Source organism: Tardiphaga sp. 619_E2_N8_4 (assembly GCF_051810905.1).
GTDB classification, from domain to species: Bacteria; Pseudomonadota; Alphaproteobacteria; order Rhizobiales; family Xanthobacteraceae; genus Tardiphaga; species Tardiphaga robiniae.
Map to the genome: position 1 here is coordinate 6,000,390 of NZ_JBPWQJ010000001.1, position 16,582 is coordinate 6,016,971.

Below are 16,582 nucleotides of genomic sequence, written 5' to 3' on the forward strand. Positions count from 1 at the left end.
AGGCTCCTGCCTGTCTTCTTAGTGTCGCGCGATGATCTCGCGTTCACCCTTGTAGCTGCCGGCTTCGCCGAGCAAAGCGCCCGGACGACGACGCACAAGAAATTTCGGGCGACGTTCGCGAATCGCATTGCGGCGACGGCGGCGCTGAGACGGTTCGTAAGTCTTCTCTTCCGGCAATTGCGGAAGCGCGAAGATCTCGCTCCACATCTGCCAGGCCATGTCGATTTCTTCGCGATCCGAACTGACCAGCAATGGAATCGACAGTGAAGGATCGCGATGCGCGAGCATCAGCATCTTGCCGTCGTCGAGACCGCGCAAGGTGACGCCGAGAAAATCGCTGACGCGCACATTGATCGCCATACGCATGCCGCCGACGGCACGATGCAGGACGACGCGGGTGCGATGCAGTTCGATATGGCGGATCGCTCCGTCGGCGCGGGTGTCATGCGCCTCGAAACGAACCGGAAGTGAATGGGGATCGAGCCGCAATGCGCTGCCCGATCCCGGGGCATGGGCCCCACCTGTCGCTGTTTGATGCCTCACGGCTTTTTATCTCCCCGCCGGAATTATGTTCCCGGTCGATGGGGAGACCTTGCCAGAGCCGGTTCGGAATCGGCTTAAAAAGGCTGGTTAATCGAATGCGACTGCCCTTCATGATTGACAGAAGCTTGGCAGGCATGATTGACGAACCGTTGCGAGAGCCCTGAAATTCTTTCCTTTTCGGCGCGGCAAATGCTTGAAGTCCCTGCGAAATAAGCACATCTCTAACAGCGGCCATCGCCGCTTCGGACCTGTTGAAATCGTCTCTCAATGTTGGGATTTTGTTCGTGAACTCTTCACCAAACGCATCGTCGTCTGTCTCCACGAAATCCGACAATTCCGATCTGCTCGATCAGTCCGTACTCTCCACGCTGGCGCAGCGTCTCGTCGAGGCTGCCAGGAAGGCCGGTGCGGATGCCGCGGATGCGGTCGCGGTGCGCGGCGTGTCGCATGGCGTCGAAGTGCGTGACGGCAAGGTCGAAGCCTCCGAGCGTTCGGAAGGCGACGACATGGGGCTGCGCGTGTTCGTCGGTCGCCGTCAGGCGGTAATCTCCACCAATGACATGTCCGGCGACAATGTCGCGCAACTGGCCGAACGTGCTGTCGCGATGGCGCGCGTCGCACCTGATGATCAATATGTCGGCCTTGCGGACCCGGCGCTGCTTGCGCGCGACTTTGCAAATCTCGATCTGCTCGATCCCGTCGTGCCATCGGTCACAGAGCTCGAACGCCGCGCTGTCGAAGCTGAAGAAGCCGCACTCGCGGTGAAGGGCGTGACAAAGTCGGGCGGCGCATCAGCCTCGACCGGCATCGGCGGCATGGTGCTCGTCACCTCCACGGGTTTCCACGGATCTTATCTGCGATCGAGCCAGGGCGTGTCGATGACAGCCATCGTCGGCGACGGCACCAAGATGGAGCGCGACTACGCCTTCACCTCGGCGTTGCATGCGTCCGATCTGGACTCGCCGGCCAGTGTCGGCAAACTCGCGGGCGAGCGCACGGTGGCGCGGGCCAATCCGCGCAAGGTGCCGACCTGCAAGGTGCCGGTGGTGTACGATCCGCGCGTCTCGAACTCGCTGGTCGGTCACGTCATCGGTGCCGCCAATGGCGCGTCCGTCGCGCGCAAGACCACGTTCCTCAAGGACAGTCTCGGCAAGCAGCTGTTCAGCAGCAATATCCGCATCATCGACGATCCCCTGCGCGTGCGCGGGTTGCGTTCGCAGTCGTTCGATGCCGAAGGCGTTGCGACGAAGCAGCAGGCCATCATTGATGGTGGCGTGCTTACGACCTGGCTGCTGGACTGCGCCACTGCGCGCGAACTCGGCATGACCACGACAGGCCACGCGCATCGTGGCGTGTCGTCGTCACCATCGCCCGGCGCTTACAATCTGCATATGGAAGCAGGCGACGTGAGCCCCGAAGACCTGATCGCCGATATCAAGGAAGGTTTTTACGTCACCGATCTGATCGGTTCGGGCGTCAATGGCGTGACCGGCGACTATAGCCGCGGCGCCGGCGGATTCTGGATCGAGAACGGCAAGCTGACTTACGCCGTCAGCGAGATCACCATCGCCGGTCATCTGTTCGAGATTTTCAAGTCGATGATCCCGGCCAACGACCTCGCTTTCAAATACGGCGTCAACGCGCCGACCGTGCGCGTCGAGGGACTGACGATTGCCGGACGCTGATCTCGACACAGACAAACGGCTCGCGCACGATGTTGCCCTGATGGCGGACACGGTGCGGGCGGCCGGCGAGCTCGGCCTCGCAATGTTCGGTACAGAACTCAGGAAATGGACCAAGGGCGAATCCTCCCCCGTCTCCGAAGCGGATATCGCCGTCAACGATCTGATCGAGAAGCGGCTTCGTGCGGCGACGCCTGACTATGGCTGGCTCTCGGAGGAGAGCGCCGATGACGAATCCCGCCTCGGCAAGCGCCTGACCTGGATCATCGACCCGATTGACGGCACCCGCAGCTATCTCGCCGGTCGCGAGGACTGGTGTGTCTGTGTCGCGCTGGTCGAGGACGCACGGCCGGTGATGGCCGCGGTATTTGCGCCATCCACAGATGAATTTTTTCTGGCGATCCGTGGGCAGGGCACCACCTGCAACGGCGTTCCGGTTCGGGCCACGACCGGTTCCGCAATGGACTTTTCACGCGTGGCGGGCCCGAAACCTCTGGTCGAGCGGATGGTCCATCCCCGGCAGGACATCACACTTTATCCGCGAATCGGCTCGCTGGCGCTGCGGCTGTGCTGGATCGCCAATGGCCGGCTGGATGCGGCCTTTGCCGGGGGGCAGAGCCGGGACTGGGATCTGGCCGCCGCAGATTTGATCGTGCACGAAGCGAATGGTAGGATGACCGAGCTTTCGGGCGATCCCATCCTCTATAATCGCCGGGAAGTCACGCACGGGTTGCTGGTGGCAGCGGGGGCCGATCGCCATGCTTACATCGTCGAGCAATTCCAGAACCGCCGGGTTTAACCGGCTGCACCACTATCTTTGACTTATCGGATCGCAGCCGGTCGCTGCAGGAACAGGATTCATGTCGGACACACCACAGCAACTGCTTCATCTGGTCATCGGGGGCGAGCTGACCAACCTGAAAGAGACGACGTTCAAGGATCTCAGCCAGGTTGAAGTCGTCGGCGTCTATCCGAATTACGCGACGGCATTTGTCGCCTGGAAGGCCAAGGCGCAACAGACCGTCGATAACGCCCACATGCGCTACTTCATCGTCCATCTCCATCGGCTGCTCGATCCGGGTCAAGACGCGAAGCCGACCGCTTGAAACGACTGCTCCGAAACACGCTGCGCAGCAGCTGGGTTCAGCGCGCCGCGGGGTTTCTCGCGGCCGAATTTTTGCGTCTGGTCTGGAAGACCAACACCTTCACCTTCGATCCCGTCGATGTCTATGACATTGTCGAGCCGCAGATGCCGGTCATTCTGGCGTTCTGGCATGGCCAGCACTTCATGACGCCATTCATCCGGCAGAAGGACTATCGCGGCGCGGTGCTGATCTCGAAGCATCGCGATGGTGAGTTCAACGCGCTGGCCGCCGAGCGCCTTGGCATCGCCACCGTCCGCGGCTCCGGCGATCATGGCGGCGCGTTTCACCGCAAGGGCGGCGTCGGTGCGTTCAAGGAGATGGTGCGGGTGCTGGAGCGCGGCATCAATATGGCGCTGACCGCCGACGTGCCGAAGCGTTCGCGTGTCGCCGGCATGGGCATCATCATGCTGGCGCGTGAAAGCGGCCGGCCGATTATGCCGTTTGCCATGGCCACCAGCCGCTACGTCCAGCTCAACAACTGGGACCGTACCACGATCAATCTGCCTTTCGGTCGCGGCGTGCTGGTCGGCGGTGAACCGCTGAGCGTTCCTGCCGATGCCGACGCTGCCACGATGGAGGCGCTGCGCCTGCAGCTCGAAGCCACGCTGAACGAGGCCACGCAGCGTGCCTATGACGCGGTAGGTCGGCCGGAAGGTGCGGGTCGTGCCTAACGCGCTGCCGATCACGCTGCGCGCCTATCGCAGATTGTCGGCGGCGCTGACGCCGCTTGCGCCGGTCCTGATCAGGCAACGGCTGAAAAAGAACAAGGAAGATCCCGCGCGCCTCGACGAGCGTCGCGGCATCTCGCAGATCGAGCGCCCCGCCGGGCCGCTGGTCTGGATTCACGGCGCCAGCGTCGGCGAAGTGCTGGCGGCGGCAGCGCTGATCGAGCGGCTGCGCGCGCTGGGTATGCGCATTCTGCTGACGTCGGGCACGGTGACCTCGGCCGAGATCATCGCCAAGCGCTTTCCGGCCGATATCATCCATCAATACATTCCCTATGATTCACCGCGTTTCGTGGCGCGCTTCCTCGATCACTGGAAGCCGAGTCTGGCACTGTTTATCGAGAGCGATCTGTGGCCGAACCTGATCATTTCCGCCGCCAAACGCCGTCTGCCGATGGTGCTGATCAATGCGCGCATGTCGCAGCGCTCGTTCCCGCGCTGGCAGAAATTTTCGGCGACCATCGGCGCCTTGCTCGGCCGCTTCGAGATTTGCCTGGCGCAGTCCGAAACCGACGCCGAGCGCTTCAGCGCATTGGGGTCGCGCAGCGTCGTCGTCACGGGCAATCTGAAGCTCGACGTGCAGGCGCCGCCGGGCGACGCCGTGAAGCTGGACAAGCTCATGGCGGTAACGCGCGGTCGCCCCATCATCGTCGCATCGTCGACGCATCCCGGCGAAGAAGAAATCATTTTCGAGACCCACAAGACGCTGACCAGCTTCTTCCCGAAATTGTTGACCGTCATCGTGCCGCGCCACGCCCATCGCGGAGCGGATATCGCGCAGATGATCACGGTGGCGGGTGCGCAGGTCGCCTTGCGCTCGCGCGAGGAATTGCCGCATGCAGGCACCGATATTTACGTGGCCGACACCATGGGCGAACTCGGCCTGTTCTATCGTCTATCACCGGTGGTGTTCATCGGCGGCTCGCTGGTGCCGCACGGTGGGCAGAACCCGATCGAAGCCGTGAAGCTCGGTGCGTCCGTGGTGCATGGTCCGCACGTCTTCAATTTCACCGACGTCTATGAGGCGCTGGATGGCGCCGGCGGTGCAAAGCTCGCTGACTCCTCGGAGCAAATGGTGAAACAGCTCGGCCAGATGCTCGGCAACGAGGCGGCACGCGATGCCGCGATCGAGGCCGGGCACCGCGTGGTTGAGCGGCTTGGCGGTGCACTCGACCGTACGCTGCATGCGCTGGAGCCTTATTTGATGCAGCTCCGGCTCGAAGCGGGAGCGCAGGATGCGTGAGCCGGCGTTCTGGCGGCCGCCATCGACATGGTTGTCGCGTCTGCTGATGCCGCTTGGCGCCATCTATGGCGAAGTCGCAGGCAGCCGCATGGCCCGCAAGGGCGTCGATGTCGGCATTCCCGTTCTTTGCGTCGGCAATTATCACGTCGGCGGTGCCGGCAAGACACCGACGACATTGGTGCTGGTGCAAGTGCTGCGCGATTTCGGCGAGACGCCGGTGGTGCTCAGCCGCGGCTATGGCGGCAAGTTGCGCGGCCCGGTGAAAGTCGATCCGTCGAGGCATGTGGCAGCAGATGTCGGCGACGAACCGCTGATGATGGCACGGCAGGTGCCCGTGGTGATCTCCGGGGATCGCGTCGCTGGCGCCGCACTGGCGCGCTCGACCGGCGCCAGCGTCATCGTGATGGATGACGGTTTCCAGAATCCGGCCATCGCCAAGGATGCGTCGTTTATTGTGATCGACAGCAATCGCGGTCTCGGCAACGGCCGAGTGCTGCCCGCGGGACCTTTGCGCGCGCCGCTCGATCTGCAGATCGCACGCACCGATGCGCTCGTCGTGATTGGCGATGGTGTTGCGGCGACGGGCGTTGCGGCGCTGGTCGCGGGCCAGGGCGGTCCGGTGTTGACGGCGCGCCTCGTGCCGGACGAGACGTCAGTGGCGGCCCTGCGCGGCAAGCGCGTGCTGGCCTTTGCGGGAATCGGCGATCCCCAACGCTTCTTCCGGACGTTGCGTCATGCAGGTGTGGACGTGGCTGTGGAGAAAGCCTTCGCCGACCATCATCCGTATGCATCCGATGAGATCGATGCGCTGGCCCTGCAAGCGAAGCGTGATGGGCTAGTGCTGGTGACGACAGAGAAGGACATCGTCAAGCTCAGCAGCATGCCGGCCGCAGCGGAGATCGTATCATTCGCCGTCACGCTGGCCTTTGAAGACAAGGCGGCGCTGCAGGCTTTCGTGATCGAGAAGCTCAATGAGGCGCGGGTGAAATCACTCAAAAGGTAGGATGGATAGGGCCAACGGGTCGCGCGAAGCGCGCCCGATGATAAACTCCGCGAAACCCATCACCTTTCGTGCGGGGAGATGATGGGTTTCGCGAAGACGCTTTACCCATCCTACAAGCTTACTTCTGACCCTTCACCGCCTCCGGATAGTGCCGCGCCAGCACCGCATTCGGCACCGCATAGGCTTCCTGCCGATCGACGCTCCAGTATTTCAGCTCATCCAGCGGAATGCGCTCGCCTGTGATGGCACAAGTCACATAGGTACCGGGCGACACCACGCGGAAATCGCCGTCGAGATATTGCAACTGGGCTTCGCCGTGGCCCGAGGGGCCAAATTTGTTCAGCACGGCTGGTCTCCTGGATCGTCACTAAGTCGTCTTGCCGGATTGGTCACCGGCCCTGAATGTCGTCATCTCGTAGCATAAATAGGGCCGCGGCGTCGCCCAATAAAGGCGGCCGCGCAACCTCTAGAACAGGCTGCCCTGATCGATTTTCGTCGCCTTTTTCGGCGCGGCCGGCGACGCAGGCTTTGCTTCACGCGTAGCGGCCGGGCGGTCGCCATCGGCGGTCACGCCGACGCGGCCATCGGCGAATTCGATGCTCAGGCGGGCGCCCGCTCCGACAGTGGCGGCGGCATGCAGTGCCGCGCCTTGCTCGTCGCGCACCAGCGCAAAGCCGCGGGCCAGCACACTGCGATAGGAGAGGGCACTGAGCAACTGGCTCGATGCCTGCACCCGCGCCTGCTGGCGCTGCACCAGTGTCGTCAACGCACGGCGCGCGCGCTCAGTGAGGCGCAGAGCGCGCTCCCGATCGCGCGTGATGGCATTGCGCTGCGCCTGCGCATTGGCGAGCTTGGAGGCCTTCAATCGTGCTTCAAGGCCAGTGAAGCGATCGCGGCGCTGCCGAAGCAGGGCGCGCGCGGAGAGGCTCAAGCGTTCGCCCGATACCGTCAGCCGCTGCGTGGCGTGGGCGATCTGTGCGCGCAGCACGCGCAGCGTCAGCCCGGCGCTGGCCTCCGCGAAGCGGCGATGATGCGCATGCGTATTGGCCTTCAACGCACGCGGCAGCGATGCGGTTGCGCCGTCGAGACGCTGGCGCGGAATGGCGAGCAATTCGCTGAGATCCGGCAGGGCACGCGCCGCGGCGCGTAGTTCGTTGCGGCGGGATTCCTGCCCGCGCTGCCAGCACAGCATCATGCGGCGCTCGAAGCCGGATATCTCCACCATCAGTTCGGCGCGCACGGGCACCGCCATTTCGGCGGCCGCCGTCGGCGTCGGCGCGCGCTTGTCGGCGGCGAAGTCGATCAGCGTGATGTCGGTTTCGTGGCCCACGGCAGAGATCAGCGGGATCATGCTCTCGGCGGCGGCACGCACCACGATTTCTTCGTTGAACGACCACAGGTCTTCCAGCGAGCCGCCGCCGCGCGCGACGATCAGCAGATCCGGTCGCGGAATGGCGCCGCCTTCGGGCAGCGCATTGAAGCCGTGGATCGCGGCGGCGACCTGTTCGGCCGAACCTTCACCCTGGACCTTGACGGGCCAGACCAGCACGCGGCGCGGGAAGCGGTCTTCAAGGCGATGCAGGATGTCGCGAATGACAGCGCCAGTGGGCGATGTCACCACGCCGATCACCTCCGGCAGCCATGGCAGCAGCTGCTTGCGCGCTTCGTCGAACAGGCCTTCCGCGCCAAGCTTGCGCTTGCGCTCTTCCATCAGCGCCATCAGCGCGCCGACGCCGGCGGGCTCGATGGCCTCGATGACGATCTGGTATTTCGACGAGCCTGGATAGGTGGTCAGCTTGCCGGTGGCGATGACTTCGAGGCCTTCCTGCGGCTTGAACCGCATCCGGCCATGGACACCCTTCCAGATCACCGCCTCGATCTTGGCGCTCTCGTCCTTGAGCGAGAAATAGCAGTGGCCGGACGAATGCGGCCCGCGAAAACCCGAGATTTCGCCGCGCACCCGCACATTCCCGTATGTGTCTTCCACCGTCCGTTTCAGGGCTGAGGACAGCTCGGAGACGGTGAATTCGGGGGAATTGGTGAGGGGGGCGGCGGCTTTGGGCATCGAATCTCGGCTTTCAGGATGGTCGCAAAGTAGGGATGTCGGTCGCAAAACGCCAATCAGATATTGATTTGCAGATAACTCTGTTATACAGAGTAATCTGTATTCAGAGAATGGCGGGTATTATGGCGTCGATATTGACCTTCGCGGTTCGTGGCATCGTTTGGCTCCTTGCTGCGGTGGGCCTGGTGGCCTTGGTGCTGGCCGGCATGATTGCGGTGCCGGTTTCCCGGCCCAAGGCACTGGCCTCCATTGCGGACACGGCGCGCAGTGCGTATCGCGGGGACGTTCCGCCACTGCAGTATTTCCAGGCGAGAGACGGCTCGAATCTGGCCTACCGGCGCTACACGCCATCCGGACCGTCCGTGAGCCGTGCCGCACTGCTCATTCATGGCTCGTCGGGATCGAGCATAGCGGTGCACGCCCTGGCGAAAGCGCTTGCCGCGCGGGGCGTCGAAAGCATCGCTCCCGACATGCGCGGCCATGGCGCGTCGGGGACCCGCGGCGATATCGCCTATCTCGGTCAGCTCGACGATGATCTCGCAGATCTCGTCGGCCATTTGCGCGGGCAGGGGCTGGTGTCGCCACTGACGCTCGCCGGGCATTCGTCGGGCGGCGGGTTTGCGCTGCGCGTGGCGGGATCCGTCAATCAGGGGCTTTTCGCACGCACCGTTCTGCTGTCACCCTATCTCGGCCTGAAGTCGCCCTCCACACGCGAGAACGCAGGTGGATGGGCCAGTCCGAGTGTGCCGCGCATCATCGCGCTCAGCGTGCTGCAGTCGTTCGGGGTGACGTGCTGTGCGCAGCTTCCGGTGGTCGCCTTTGCCGTGCAACCGGGGTCGACACGCATTCTGACATCCGAGTATTCGTTCAGGCTGCTGCAGAATTTCGGCACGCATCGCGACTACCGCCTGGATCTCGATCCGGCGAATGGGCCCATATCGGTCATCGCCGGGCGCAATGACGAGCTGATGTTCGCCGACAAATATCGCGAGGCGATGCAGTCGAAAGCCAATATCGACGTGCGCGTCCTCGACGACGCAAATCACATGGACGTCGTCAGCACGGCAAGTTTCGTCGCCGTCGTCGCCGACGATCTCGCAACGAGGTGACACCGTGATCAACAGTCAGGAAGCCAGTGCTGCGTTGATGGAGATCGAGAGCCTCAGTCGGCTGGTGCGGCAATCGGTGTTCTATCGGCACGCCAGCACGATGCTCATTCTATGGGGCGTTGCGACTTTTATCGGTTATCTGCTCTCGTTCTTCGCGCCTGCTGCGGCTCCTGTCATCTGGTCGATCGTCATTGTCGCGGGTGTCATCTGCGCGATCATCGTCGGGGCACTCAACAAGAAGCGCGAAGGCGTCAGCACCTTCGATGCCCGCGCGACGGCAGCTTTCATTGCGTTCGTGGCTTTTGGCTGTCTGTGGAGCATCGTTTTCGGGAACATGGCGCCGCGGCAGATCGGCGCGTTCTGGACGACTTACTTCATGTTGCCTTACGTGATGACAGGGTTCTGGTTCGGCCGCGTCTTTGTCGTCATCGGCATGAGCGTGATCGCGCTGACGCTGCTCGGTTACTTCTTCGCCGGACCGTGGTTCACGCTCTGGATGGCTGTCGTCAATGGTGGCGGCCTGTTGCTCGGTGGCCTCTGGATGCGGCGCAGCTGACATGGCCGAACTCGACGACATCATCCATCAGCCTCTGCGGCTCAAGATCATGGCAGCGCTGAACGCACTGCATCCGACACAGGGGCTGGATTTCCCGCGATTGAAGAAACTGACCGGCGCCACCGATGGCAATCTCGGCGCTCATATCGAGACACTGGCGAAAGCCGGTTATGTCAGCGTCGAAAAGGCCTTTGTCGGCAAGAAGCCGCAGACAACGGTGACGGCCACCGCGACCGGGCGTGGCGCCTTCGCGCGGCACGTCGCGACCTTGCGTGAGATCATCGCAACTGCGGAAGGCAAGTAGAGCAAAGCAAGTAACGTAAAGCTCTGGAGATTGTCATGGACATCGCGTGGCGCATTCTGACCAACACGCCGATCTGGGTGTTCGCGTTGCTGGCACTGCTGATCTGGCTCGGAGGCCTGTCGCTCCGGCCGCGAAAGACACAGCTGCGCCGTTTGCTGATCGTTCCGATGGTGTTTCTCCTGATGGGGCTGTCGCGGCTGATCTTTGCCGGCGGCCAAATGCATCTGATCGGGGCATGGCTGGCAGCGGCAATCGTGATGGTGGCCGTCGCTCTGTGGATCGGTCCCGGCGAGATGACCGTCGATCGACAGGACGGCACCATTCTGCGCCCCGGGAGCTGGCTGCCGCTGATCCGCAACCTGTCGGTCTTTCTCCTGCAATATGCCGTGGCGGTCGCAACCGCGATGAAGCTGGGTTCGGGTGCTGCCGTCCCGCTGATCGGTCAACTGGTGTCGGGGGCGTGCGCCGGCTATTTCCTTGGCTGGACGGTGGGGTTGATCCGCCGCTATCGCGCGGAAACAAGTGTCGCCGTCGCTTGACGGGTTGGCCGCCTGGCCGGTTGATTACTCAGACCACTGATTGCTGTCCCGACGCGCCGTGCTAAACGGTGGGCGTGTTTGATTGCAATTGGTCTGGCTCGTTATGAACATTCTCCTCCTCGGTTCCGGTGGTCGCGAACACGCGCTGGCGTGGAAACTCGCCGCGTCCCCGTTGCTGACCAAACTCTGGTGCGCGCCAGGTAATGCCGGCATCGCCCGGGAGGCCGAATGCGTGGCGGTGGATATCACCGACCATGCGGCCGTGATTGATTTCTGCAAGGTGAACAAGGTCGATTTCGTCGTGGTCGGCCCGGATGCCCCGATAGCGGCGGGCATCGTCGACGATCTTGCTGCCGTCGGCATCAAGGCATTCGGACCCAGTAAAGCCGCCGGCCAACTGGAAAGCTCGAAGAGCTTCACCAAGGAACTGTGCCGGGCCAACAACATCCCGACTGCGGCCTACGGCCATTTCCATGATGCAGAGTCTGCCAAGGCTTATATCCGGACCCAGGGCGCACCGATCGTGGTCAAGGCCGATGGCCTCGCCGCTGGCAAGGGCGTTGTGGTGGCGATGTCTGAAGCCGAGGCGCTGGACGCGGTCGACATGATGTTCGATGGCGGCTTCGGCGAGGCCGGTGCGGAAGTCGTGATCGAGGAGTTCATGCAGGGCGAGGAAGCCTCGTTCTTCGCGCTGTGCGATGGCGAGCACGCGTTGGCGCTGGCAACTGCGCAGGACCACAAGCGCGCCTTCGACGGCGACAAGGGCCCGAACACTGGTGGCATGGGCGCCTATTCGCCGGCGCCTGTCATGACCGAGGCGCTCTGCGCGCAGGTAATGGACGAGATGATCATGCCGACCCTGCGCGCGCTCAGCGCCATGGGGACGCCCTATAAGGGCGTGATCTATGCCGGCGTCATGGTGACCGAGCAGGGGCCGAAACTCGTCGAATACAATGCCCGGTTCGGCGATCCGGAGTGTCAGGTGCTGATGGTCCGTATGATGTCGGATCTGCTGCCGGCGCTGATTGCCTGCTGTGACGGGCAGCTCAAGAATTTCGATCTGCGCTGGTTCCCGGATCCGGCGCTGACGGTGGTGATGGCCACGAAGGGCTATCCCGGCGACTACGACAAGGGCACGCGCATCGCCGGCTTGGACCGGGCCGAGAAGATCGAGGGTGTCGAGATTTTCCATGCGGGCACTAAGGCATCCGGCGACTGGATTCTCGCCAATGGTGGCCGCGTCCTCAACGTGACGGCGTCCGCCAAGACCGTCGCTGAGGCCCAGCGCCGTGCCTATGAAGCCATCGGCCTGATCAACTGGCCCGAAGGTTTCTGCCGCCGCGATATCGGCTGGCAGGCGGTGGCGCGGGAGCGCAAGGGCAAATAACGGTATTCAGGGGTTCCTCTTGGGGAACCGAAGGTTGTATGGCGCGTTGATGGGGCTGTGAGGTACCCATGGCGCACTATTATTTCGACCTCAAGAACGGCACGACGCAGCGCGACCATGCTGGTCGGGAGCTGCGCAGCGACGCCGAAGCGATTGCGCAAGCTTATGTGATCGCCGACGAAGTCAGCACGCGATTGGCGACGCATGAGGACCATGAGCGCCATATTTGCGTCATTCACGAAGACGGGCACGAAGTGACCCGTATTCCCGTCGATATAGCCGCAAGCAAAGCCTCAGCGCCGCGCTTTAAAAAACTCTCGTAACAGCGCGGCGGACTGGGTTTCGCCCACGGACGGATAGACTTCCGGCGCGTGGTGGCATGTTTTTGCTGCGAAGAAGCGCACGCCGGAATCGACCCCGCCGCCCTTGGGATCAGCTGCGCCGTAATACAGCCGCCGGATCCGGGCGAAGGAGATTGCGCCCGCGCACATGGTGCAGGGCTCCAGGGTCACATACAGGTCGCAGTCGATCAGCCGCTCGCTGCCGAGCCTGGCGGCCGCCTCCCGGATCGCCAGGACTTCGGCATGGGCGGTCGGGTCGCGGTCCCGGACGGTGCGGTTGCCGGCTGTGGCGATCACCTCGTTATTCCCGACGATGACGCAGCCAATGGGGACTTCGCCGGCATTTCCGGCGCTTTCGGCCGCTCTCAGCGCCAGATCCATGAAAGAAGGTGCGGTCAACGGCTCGTTTCCTGCGCAAAACTCTGCTACGGAGTTGCATTCAGCAAAAGTGGATACTGGTTTTGCGTGAGAATGCGCCCCAATGAGCGCGCATTTTCGGCCCGCGAACCCTGTCCGCACCGCTCAACCCAATTCAGCTTCCGCTGCAGTGAGACCCTTCATGCCCCGCGACAACGACAAAAACAACGGCCCCTCGCGCGGCCGGCCACCCGGTGGCAAAGGCGGAGCCGGCAAGGGCCGCTCCGGCGCCGCACGCGGACCCGACAAGAAATTCGCCAAGCGCGACGGCACATACACCCCGAAGCCGCCCGGTGCTGGCGGCGGTGAGAAGCGATCTTTCGGTGGCAAGCCTTCTGGCGGCAAATCTTTTGGCGCCAAGCCTTTTGGATCGAAGCCTTACGCCGGCAAGCGCGATGACGACCGTGCGCCGCGCCGCGACTACGGCGATGCGCCGCGACGCGATCGTGACGATGCGCGTCCGGCCCGCTTCAACCGCGATGACCGTCCCGCGCGCAGCGGTGGCGGTGATCGTCCAGACCGTGGGCCGCGTAAGGATTTCGGTGACCGCGAGAAGCGTCCCTATTCACCGCGCGCCGGCGCCGGTGGCGGCGACAAACGTCCCTACAGCCCACGCGGAGAGGCACCGCGCGGCGACCGTCCGAATTTCAACAGGGATGACCGCGCCCCGCGTGGCGACCGCGGCGATGCGCGTCCGGCCGGACGTTTCTCCGACAAGAAGTTCGGTGACAAGAAGCCATATGGATCGCGTGATGGTGGTGGCGAGAAGCGCCCCTATACGCCGCGTGGCGAAGGTTTCCGCGGTGGCGATGGTGACCGTCCGCGTCCGCGCTTCGATCGGCCGCAAGGCGATCGCAACGATCGGCCACAGCGTGATCGCAACGAGCGCCCGCAGGGCGACCGCCCCTATAGCCCGCGCCCGTCGCGTGATGGCGATCGACCGTTCAGTCCGCGCCCCTCACGCGACGGCGATCGTCCGCGCGGCGACCGGCCCTTCAGCGCCGAGAAGAAGTTTGGCGGCGACAAGAAATTCTCCCGTGGTGCGCCGGATCGCGGCGGCCCGCGCAAGAGCTTTGGCGATCGCAACGATCGTCCCGATCGCAATGATCGCGGGGGGCGTGATTTCGAGCGTGGCCCTGATCGCAGCGAGCAGAAGCCCTGGCAGAAGCGCGAAGGCGGATCGGATGATCGCGGCAGCCGCAGCGCGCGTCCGCCGCGCGATGGCGCGCGCAATTTCGATCGGCCGAAATTCGACAGGCCGAAATTCGAGCGTTCGCGCGACGACCGGCCGGAGCGTAGCGACAGTGAGCGTCCGCGTTTCTCGCGTCCGCGTGAAGATCGCCCGAGCTTCGATCGCCCGCGCGAGCCGCGTGGCCGCACCGACTGGCAGGAGCATGGTCGCAGCGAGGCTCGCGACGGTGATGAGCGTCCGCGTCGCGAGAACGAGGACGACAGCAGGATTTTCGCCAAGCGTCCTGCATTTGGTGGTCGTGGTGAATATCGCGAACGCGATCCCGAGCAGCGCCGCCCGGCGCGCGTCCCCGCGGCCAAGAAGGCCGGCGAGCGTATCGCCAAGGTCGTGTCGCGCGCGGGCCTGTGCTCGCGCCGCGATGCCGAGGAATGGGTCACGCAGGGCCGCGTCGCCGTCAATGGCCGCGTCATCAACTCGCCGGCGCTGGACGTCAGCACCAACGACGTGATCACCGTCGACGGCAAGCCGTTGCCGGCGCCGGAGCGCACGCGCTTGTTCCTGTATCACAAGCCGCGCGGCCTGATGACGACCCATGCCGATCCCGAGGGACGGCCGACGGTGTTCGATCATCTGCCCGAAGGCCTGCCGCGTCTGATTTCGATCGGCCGGCTCGATTTCAACACCGAAGGCCTGCTCCTGCTGACCAATGACGGCGGCCTTGCGCGCACGCTGGAACTGCCGGAGACCGGCTGGCTACGCCGCTATCGCGTGCGTGCCCATGGCGAAGTCACGCAGGCACAGCTCAACGAGCTCAAGAACGGCGTCGAGGTCGACGGCGTCAAATATGGCTCGATCGATGCGACGCTGGAGCGCGACAAGAGCGCCAATGTCTGGATCGTGTTCGCGATCCGTGAAGGCAAGAACCGCGAAGTGCGTAACGTGCTGGCGCATCTGGGCCTCGAGGTGAACCGGCTGATCCGCATCTCCTACGGTCCGTTCCAGCTCGGCGAGATCGAGGAAGGCCAGGTCGACGAGGTGAAGACCCGCGTGCTGCGCGAGCAGCTTGGTGAGAAGATCGCGGATGCCTCGGGCGCCGATTTCGGTCGGCAACTGCCGAGCAAGGGCGATGTCTCGCTCGACCCGGTGATCGTGAAGAAGCCGGTTCTGAAGCGCTCCACGGTGGAAGATCGCAAGGGCCGTCGCATTCTGGTGCAGCGCGCCGGCTCGGAAGAGTCGCGTGCCCGCAACGAGGACGCAGCTACCTTCGGCGGCCCGCCGAAGAAGCCGAAGCGCGGCTATCACGGCAAGCGCGATCTGAAGCCGCGGGACGCGTAAGCCATGCGTGTCGTCGGTGGCCGGCTGAAGGGCCGCAACATCGCGTCGCCCACGACGCAGGCGATCCGTCCCACGGCGGATCGATTGCGCGAGTCGTTGTTCAACATCCTGATCCACGCTTACGAAAGTCCGATCGCGGACGCGCGCGTGCTCGATCTGTTTGCCGGCACCGGCGCGCTGGGCATCGAGGCCGTGTCGCGCGGCGCAAAATTCACGCTGTTCGTCGACAACGGTTCCGAGGCGCGCGCGCTGCTCCGCAACAATGTCGAGGCGCTCGGCCTCGGCGGCGTGACCAAAGTGTATCGCCGCGATGCGGCCGATCTCGGCCCCGCCCATCCGGTCGAGCCGTTCTCGCTGGTGTTCCTCGATCCGCCCTATCGCATGAAGCTTGCCGAAAAGGCGCTGGCCTCGCTACGCGACGGTGGCTGGCTAACGCCGCGCGCTCTGCTGGTGGTGGAAGAGGCGAAGGATGCTGCCTTTGCGCCGCCCGACGGGTTTGAAGAACTCGAGCGCCGCGCCTATGACGATACCGAATTTACGTTTCTGCGATCTGTGTAAAAAGACGTCAAAAAGGAGCCGCCGATGTCTGCGATCGAATACACCTGGGATCACGTCCATATCCGCACGCCGGACACCGAAGCGACCGCGCAGTGGTTTGCCGACATGCTCGGCGCGGAGATTCTGCGCGCGCCTGGCCGCATCGATATCAGGCTCGGCGGCGGCATGATCTTCCTCGCCCCGGTCACGCCGGAGATGGGCGTCAACCCGCCGCCGGCCACGCCCTATCAGGGCCTCGACCATTTCGGCCTGAAGGTGAAGGACATCGACGCGGTGGCTGCGTCGCTGAAGGCCAAGGGCGTGGAGTTCACCAAGGAGCCGCATACGCTCAAGCCCGGCCTGCGCATCTGCTTCATCCGCGCCCCGCAGGGCGTGTCGATCGAGCTGCTGGAACGCGATCCCAAATATACGTGAGTCGAGCACCAGCCCGTCCACGTC

At 63.8% G+C, this 16,582-nt stretch carries 19 protein-coding genes; 15 read left to right on the plus strand and 4 right to left on the minus strand.

All coding sequences use genetic code 11. The annotated features are described in order from the left end of the window. Nucleotides 1–18: 18 nt before the first annotated feature. A complete protein-coding gene (locus AB8A23_RS28480) occupies nucleotides 19–543 on the minus strand; it encodes a DUF6101 family protein (RefSeq protein WP_439057293.1) in 525 nt (174 codons plus the stop codon). 284 nt (nucleotides 544–827) lie between these two features. Here AB8A23_RS28480 and AB8A23_RS28485 point away from each other — a divergent pair, with 284 nt between their 5' ends. From AB8A23_RS28485 to lpxK, 6 genes are all read left to right on the plus strand, one after another. After that, entirely contained in the window at nucleotides 828–2,228 is a 1,401-nt protein-coding gene (locus AB8A23_RS28485; RefSeq protein WP_439057294.1) for a TldD/PmbA family protein, read from the plus strand. After that, nucleotides 2,215–3,024, plus strand: a complete 810-nt coding sequence (locus AB8A23_RS28490; RefSeq protein ID WP_175366460.1) for a 3'(2'),5'-bisphosphate nucleotidase CysQ — start codon at nucleotides 2,215–2,217, stop codon at nucleotides 3,022–3,024. The genes AB8A23_RS28485 and AB8A23_RS28490 overlap by 14 nt, the downstream gene beginning before the upstream one ends. Nucleotides 3,025–3,085: 61 nt before the next feature. Next, the gene (locus AB8A23_RS28495) at nucleotides 3,086–3,331 is read left to right on the plus strand and encodes a DUF4170 domain-containing protein (RefSeq protein ID WP_068733639.1); all 246 of its coding nucleotides are present in this window, start codon (nucleotides 3,086–3,088) and stop codon (nucleotides 3,329–3,331) included. Then, on the plus strand, nucleotides 3,328–4,041 hold the full coding sequence (locus AB8A23_RS28500) for a lysophospholipid acyltransferase family protein (RefSeq protein ID WP_439057296.1): 714 nt from the start codon (nucleotides 3,328–3,330) through the stop codon (nucleotides 4,039–4,041). Before AB8A23_RS28495 ends, AB8A23_RS28500 begins: the two co-directional genes overlap by 4 nt. Then, nucleotides 4,034–5,338 (plus strand): 3-deoxy-D-manno-octulosonic acid transferase, encoded by a 1,305-nt coding sequence (locus AB8A23_RS28505; RefSeq protein ID WP_439057297.1) that lies wholly within the window; start codon nucleotides 4,034–4,036, stop codon nucleotides 5,336–5,338. Before AB8A23_RS28500 ends, AB8A23_RS28505 begins: the two co-directional genes overlap by 8 nt. Next, complete coding sequence (gene lpxK / locus AB8A23_RS28510; protein ID WP_439057299.1) at nucleotides 5,331–6,341, plus strand: tetraacyldisaccharide 4'-kinase; 1,011 nt, start codon at nucleotides 5,331–5,333, stop codon at nucleotides 6,339–6,341. Before AB8A23_RS28505 ends, lpxK begins: the two co-directional genes overlap by 8 nt. A gap of 118 nt (nucleotides 6,342–6,459) precedes the next feature. Here the strand turns inward: lpxK and AB8A23_RS28515 are convergent, their stop codons facing one another. Both AB8A23_RS28515 and xseA read right to left on the minus strand, forming a co-directional pair. Continuing rightward, a complete protein-coding gene (locus tag AB8A23_RS28515) occupies nucleotides 6,460–6,687 on the minus strand; it encodes a DUF2093 domain-containing protein (RefSeq protein WP_439057301.1) in 228 nt (75 codons plus the stop codon). 120 nt (nucleotides 6,688–6,807) lie between these two features. Continuing rightward, nucleotides 6,808–8,406: an exodeoxyribonuclease VII large subunit gene (gene xseA, locus AB8A23_RS28520; protein WP_439057303.1), complete on the minus strand. Its 1,599-nt coding sequence runs from the start codon at nucleotides 8,404–8,406 to the stop codon at nucleotides 6,808–6,810. Between the two features lie 122 nt (nucleotides 8,407–8,528). Between xseA and AB8A23_RS28525 the strand changes: the two genes are divergently transcribed. From AB8A23_RS28525 to AB8A23_RS28550, 6 genes are all read left to right on the plus strand, one after another. Further along, a complete protein-coding gene (locus AB8A23_RS28525; RefSeq protein WP_439057304.1) occupies nucleotides 8,529–9,515 on the plus strand; it encodes an alpha/beta hydrolase in 987 nt (328 codons plus the stop codon). Nucleotides 9,516–9,519: 4 nt separating this feature from the next. Next, nucleotides 9,520–10,071 (plus strand): hypothetical protein, encoded by a 552-nt coding sequence (locus tag AB8A23_RS28530; RefSeq protein ID WP_439057305.1) that lies wholly within the window; start codon nucleotides 9,520–9,522, stop codon nucleotides 10,069–10,071. A gap of 1 nt (nucleotide 10,072) precedes the next feature. Then, nucleotides 10,073–10,375, plus strand: a complete 303-nt coding sequence (locus AB8A23_RS28535; protein ID WP_120288568.1) for a winged helix-turn-helix domain-containing protein — start codon at nucleotides 10,073–10,075, stop codon at nucleotides 10,373–10,375. A gap of 35 nt (nucleotides 10,376–10,410) precedes the next feature. Next, on the plus strand, nucleotides 10,411–10,914 hold the full coding sequence (locus AB8A23_RS28540; protein WP_439057307.1) for a DUF6622 family protein: 504 nt from the start codon (nucleotides 10,411–10,413) through the stop codon (nucleotides 10,912–10,914). Between the two features lie 103 nt (nucleotides 10,915–11,017). After that, complete coding sequence (gene purD / locus AB8A23_RS28545) at nucleotides 11,018–12,301, plus strand: phosphoribosylamine--glycine ligase (protein ID WP_439057309.1); 1,284 nt, start codon at nucleotides 11,018–11,020, stop codon at nucleotides 12,299–12,301. 68 nt (nucleotides 12,302–12,369) lie between these two features. Continuing rightward, entirely contained in the window at nucleotides 12,370–12,624 is a 255-nt protein-coding gene (locus tag AB8A23_RS28550) for a DUF6894 family protein (protein WP_120288571.1), read from the plus strand. Here AB8A23_RS28550 and AB8A23_RS28555 read toward each other — a convergent pair. Then, a complete protein-coding gene (locus AB8A23_RS28555) occupies nucleotides 12,595–13,041 on the minus strand; it encodes a nucleoside deaminase (protein WP_439057312.1) in 447 nt (148 codons plus the stop codon). The two genes, AB8A23_RS28550 and AB8A23_RS28555, sit on opposite strands and share 30 nt — an antisense overlap. Nucleotides 13,042–13,201: 160 nt before the next feature. Between AB8A23_RS28555 and AB8A23_RS28560 the strand changes: the two genes are divergently transcribed. Genes AB8A23_RS28560 through AB8A23_RS28570 form a run of 3 tightly spaced genes read left to right on the plus strand, consistent with a single transcriptional unit; the run spans nucleotide 13,202 to nucleotide 16,558 of the window. Further along, nucleotides 13,202–15,586 carry a pseudouridine synthase gene (locus AB8A23_RS28560; protein WP_439057314.1) on the plus strand — a complete coding sequence of 795 codons (2,385 nt, stop codon included), beginning with the start codon at nucleotides 13,202–13,204 and terminating at the stop codon, nucleotides 15,584–15,586. Nucleotides 15,587–15,589: 3 nt separating this feature from the next. After that, complete coding sequence (gene rsmD / locus AB8A23_RS28565) at nucleotides 15,590–16,144, plus strand: 16S rRNA (guanine(966)-N(2))-methyltransferase RsmD (RefSeq protein WP_439057316.1); 555 nt, start codon at nucleotides 15,590–15,592, stop codon at nucleotides 16,142–16,144. A gap of 24 nt (nucleotides 16,145–16,168) precedes the next feature. Beyond that, nucleotides 16,169–16,558 carry a VOC family protein gene (locus tag AB8A23_RS28570; RefSeq protein ID WP_184513758.1) on the plus strand — a complete coding sequence of 130 codons (390 nt, stop codon included), beginning with the start codon at nucleotides 16,169–16,171 and terminating at the stop codon, nucleotides 16,556–16,558. Nucleotides 16,559–16,582: the final 24 nt, after the last annotated feature.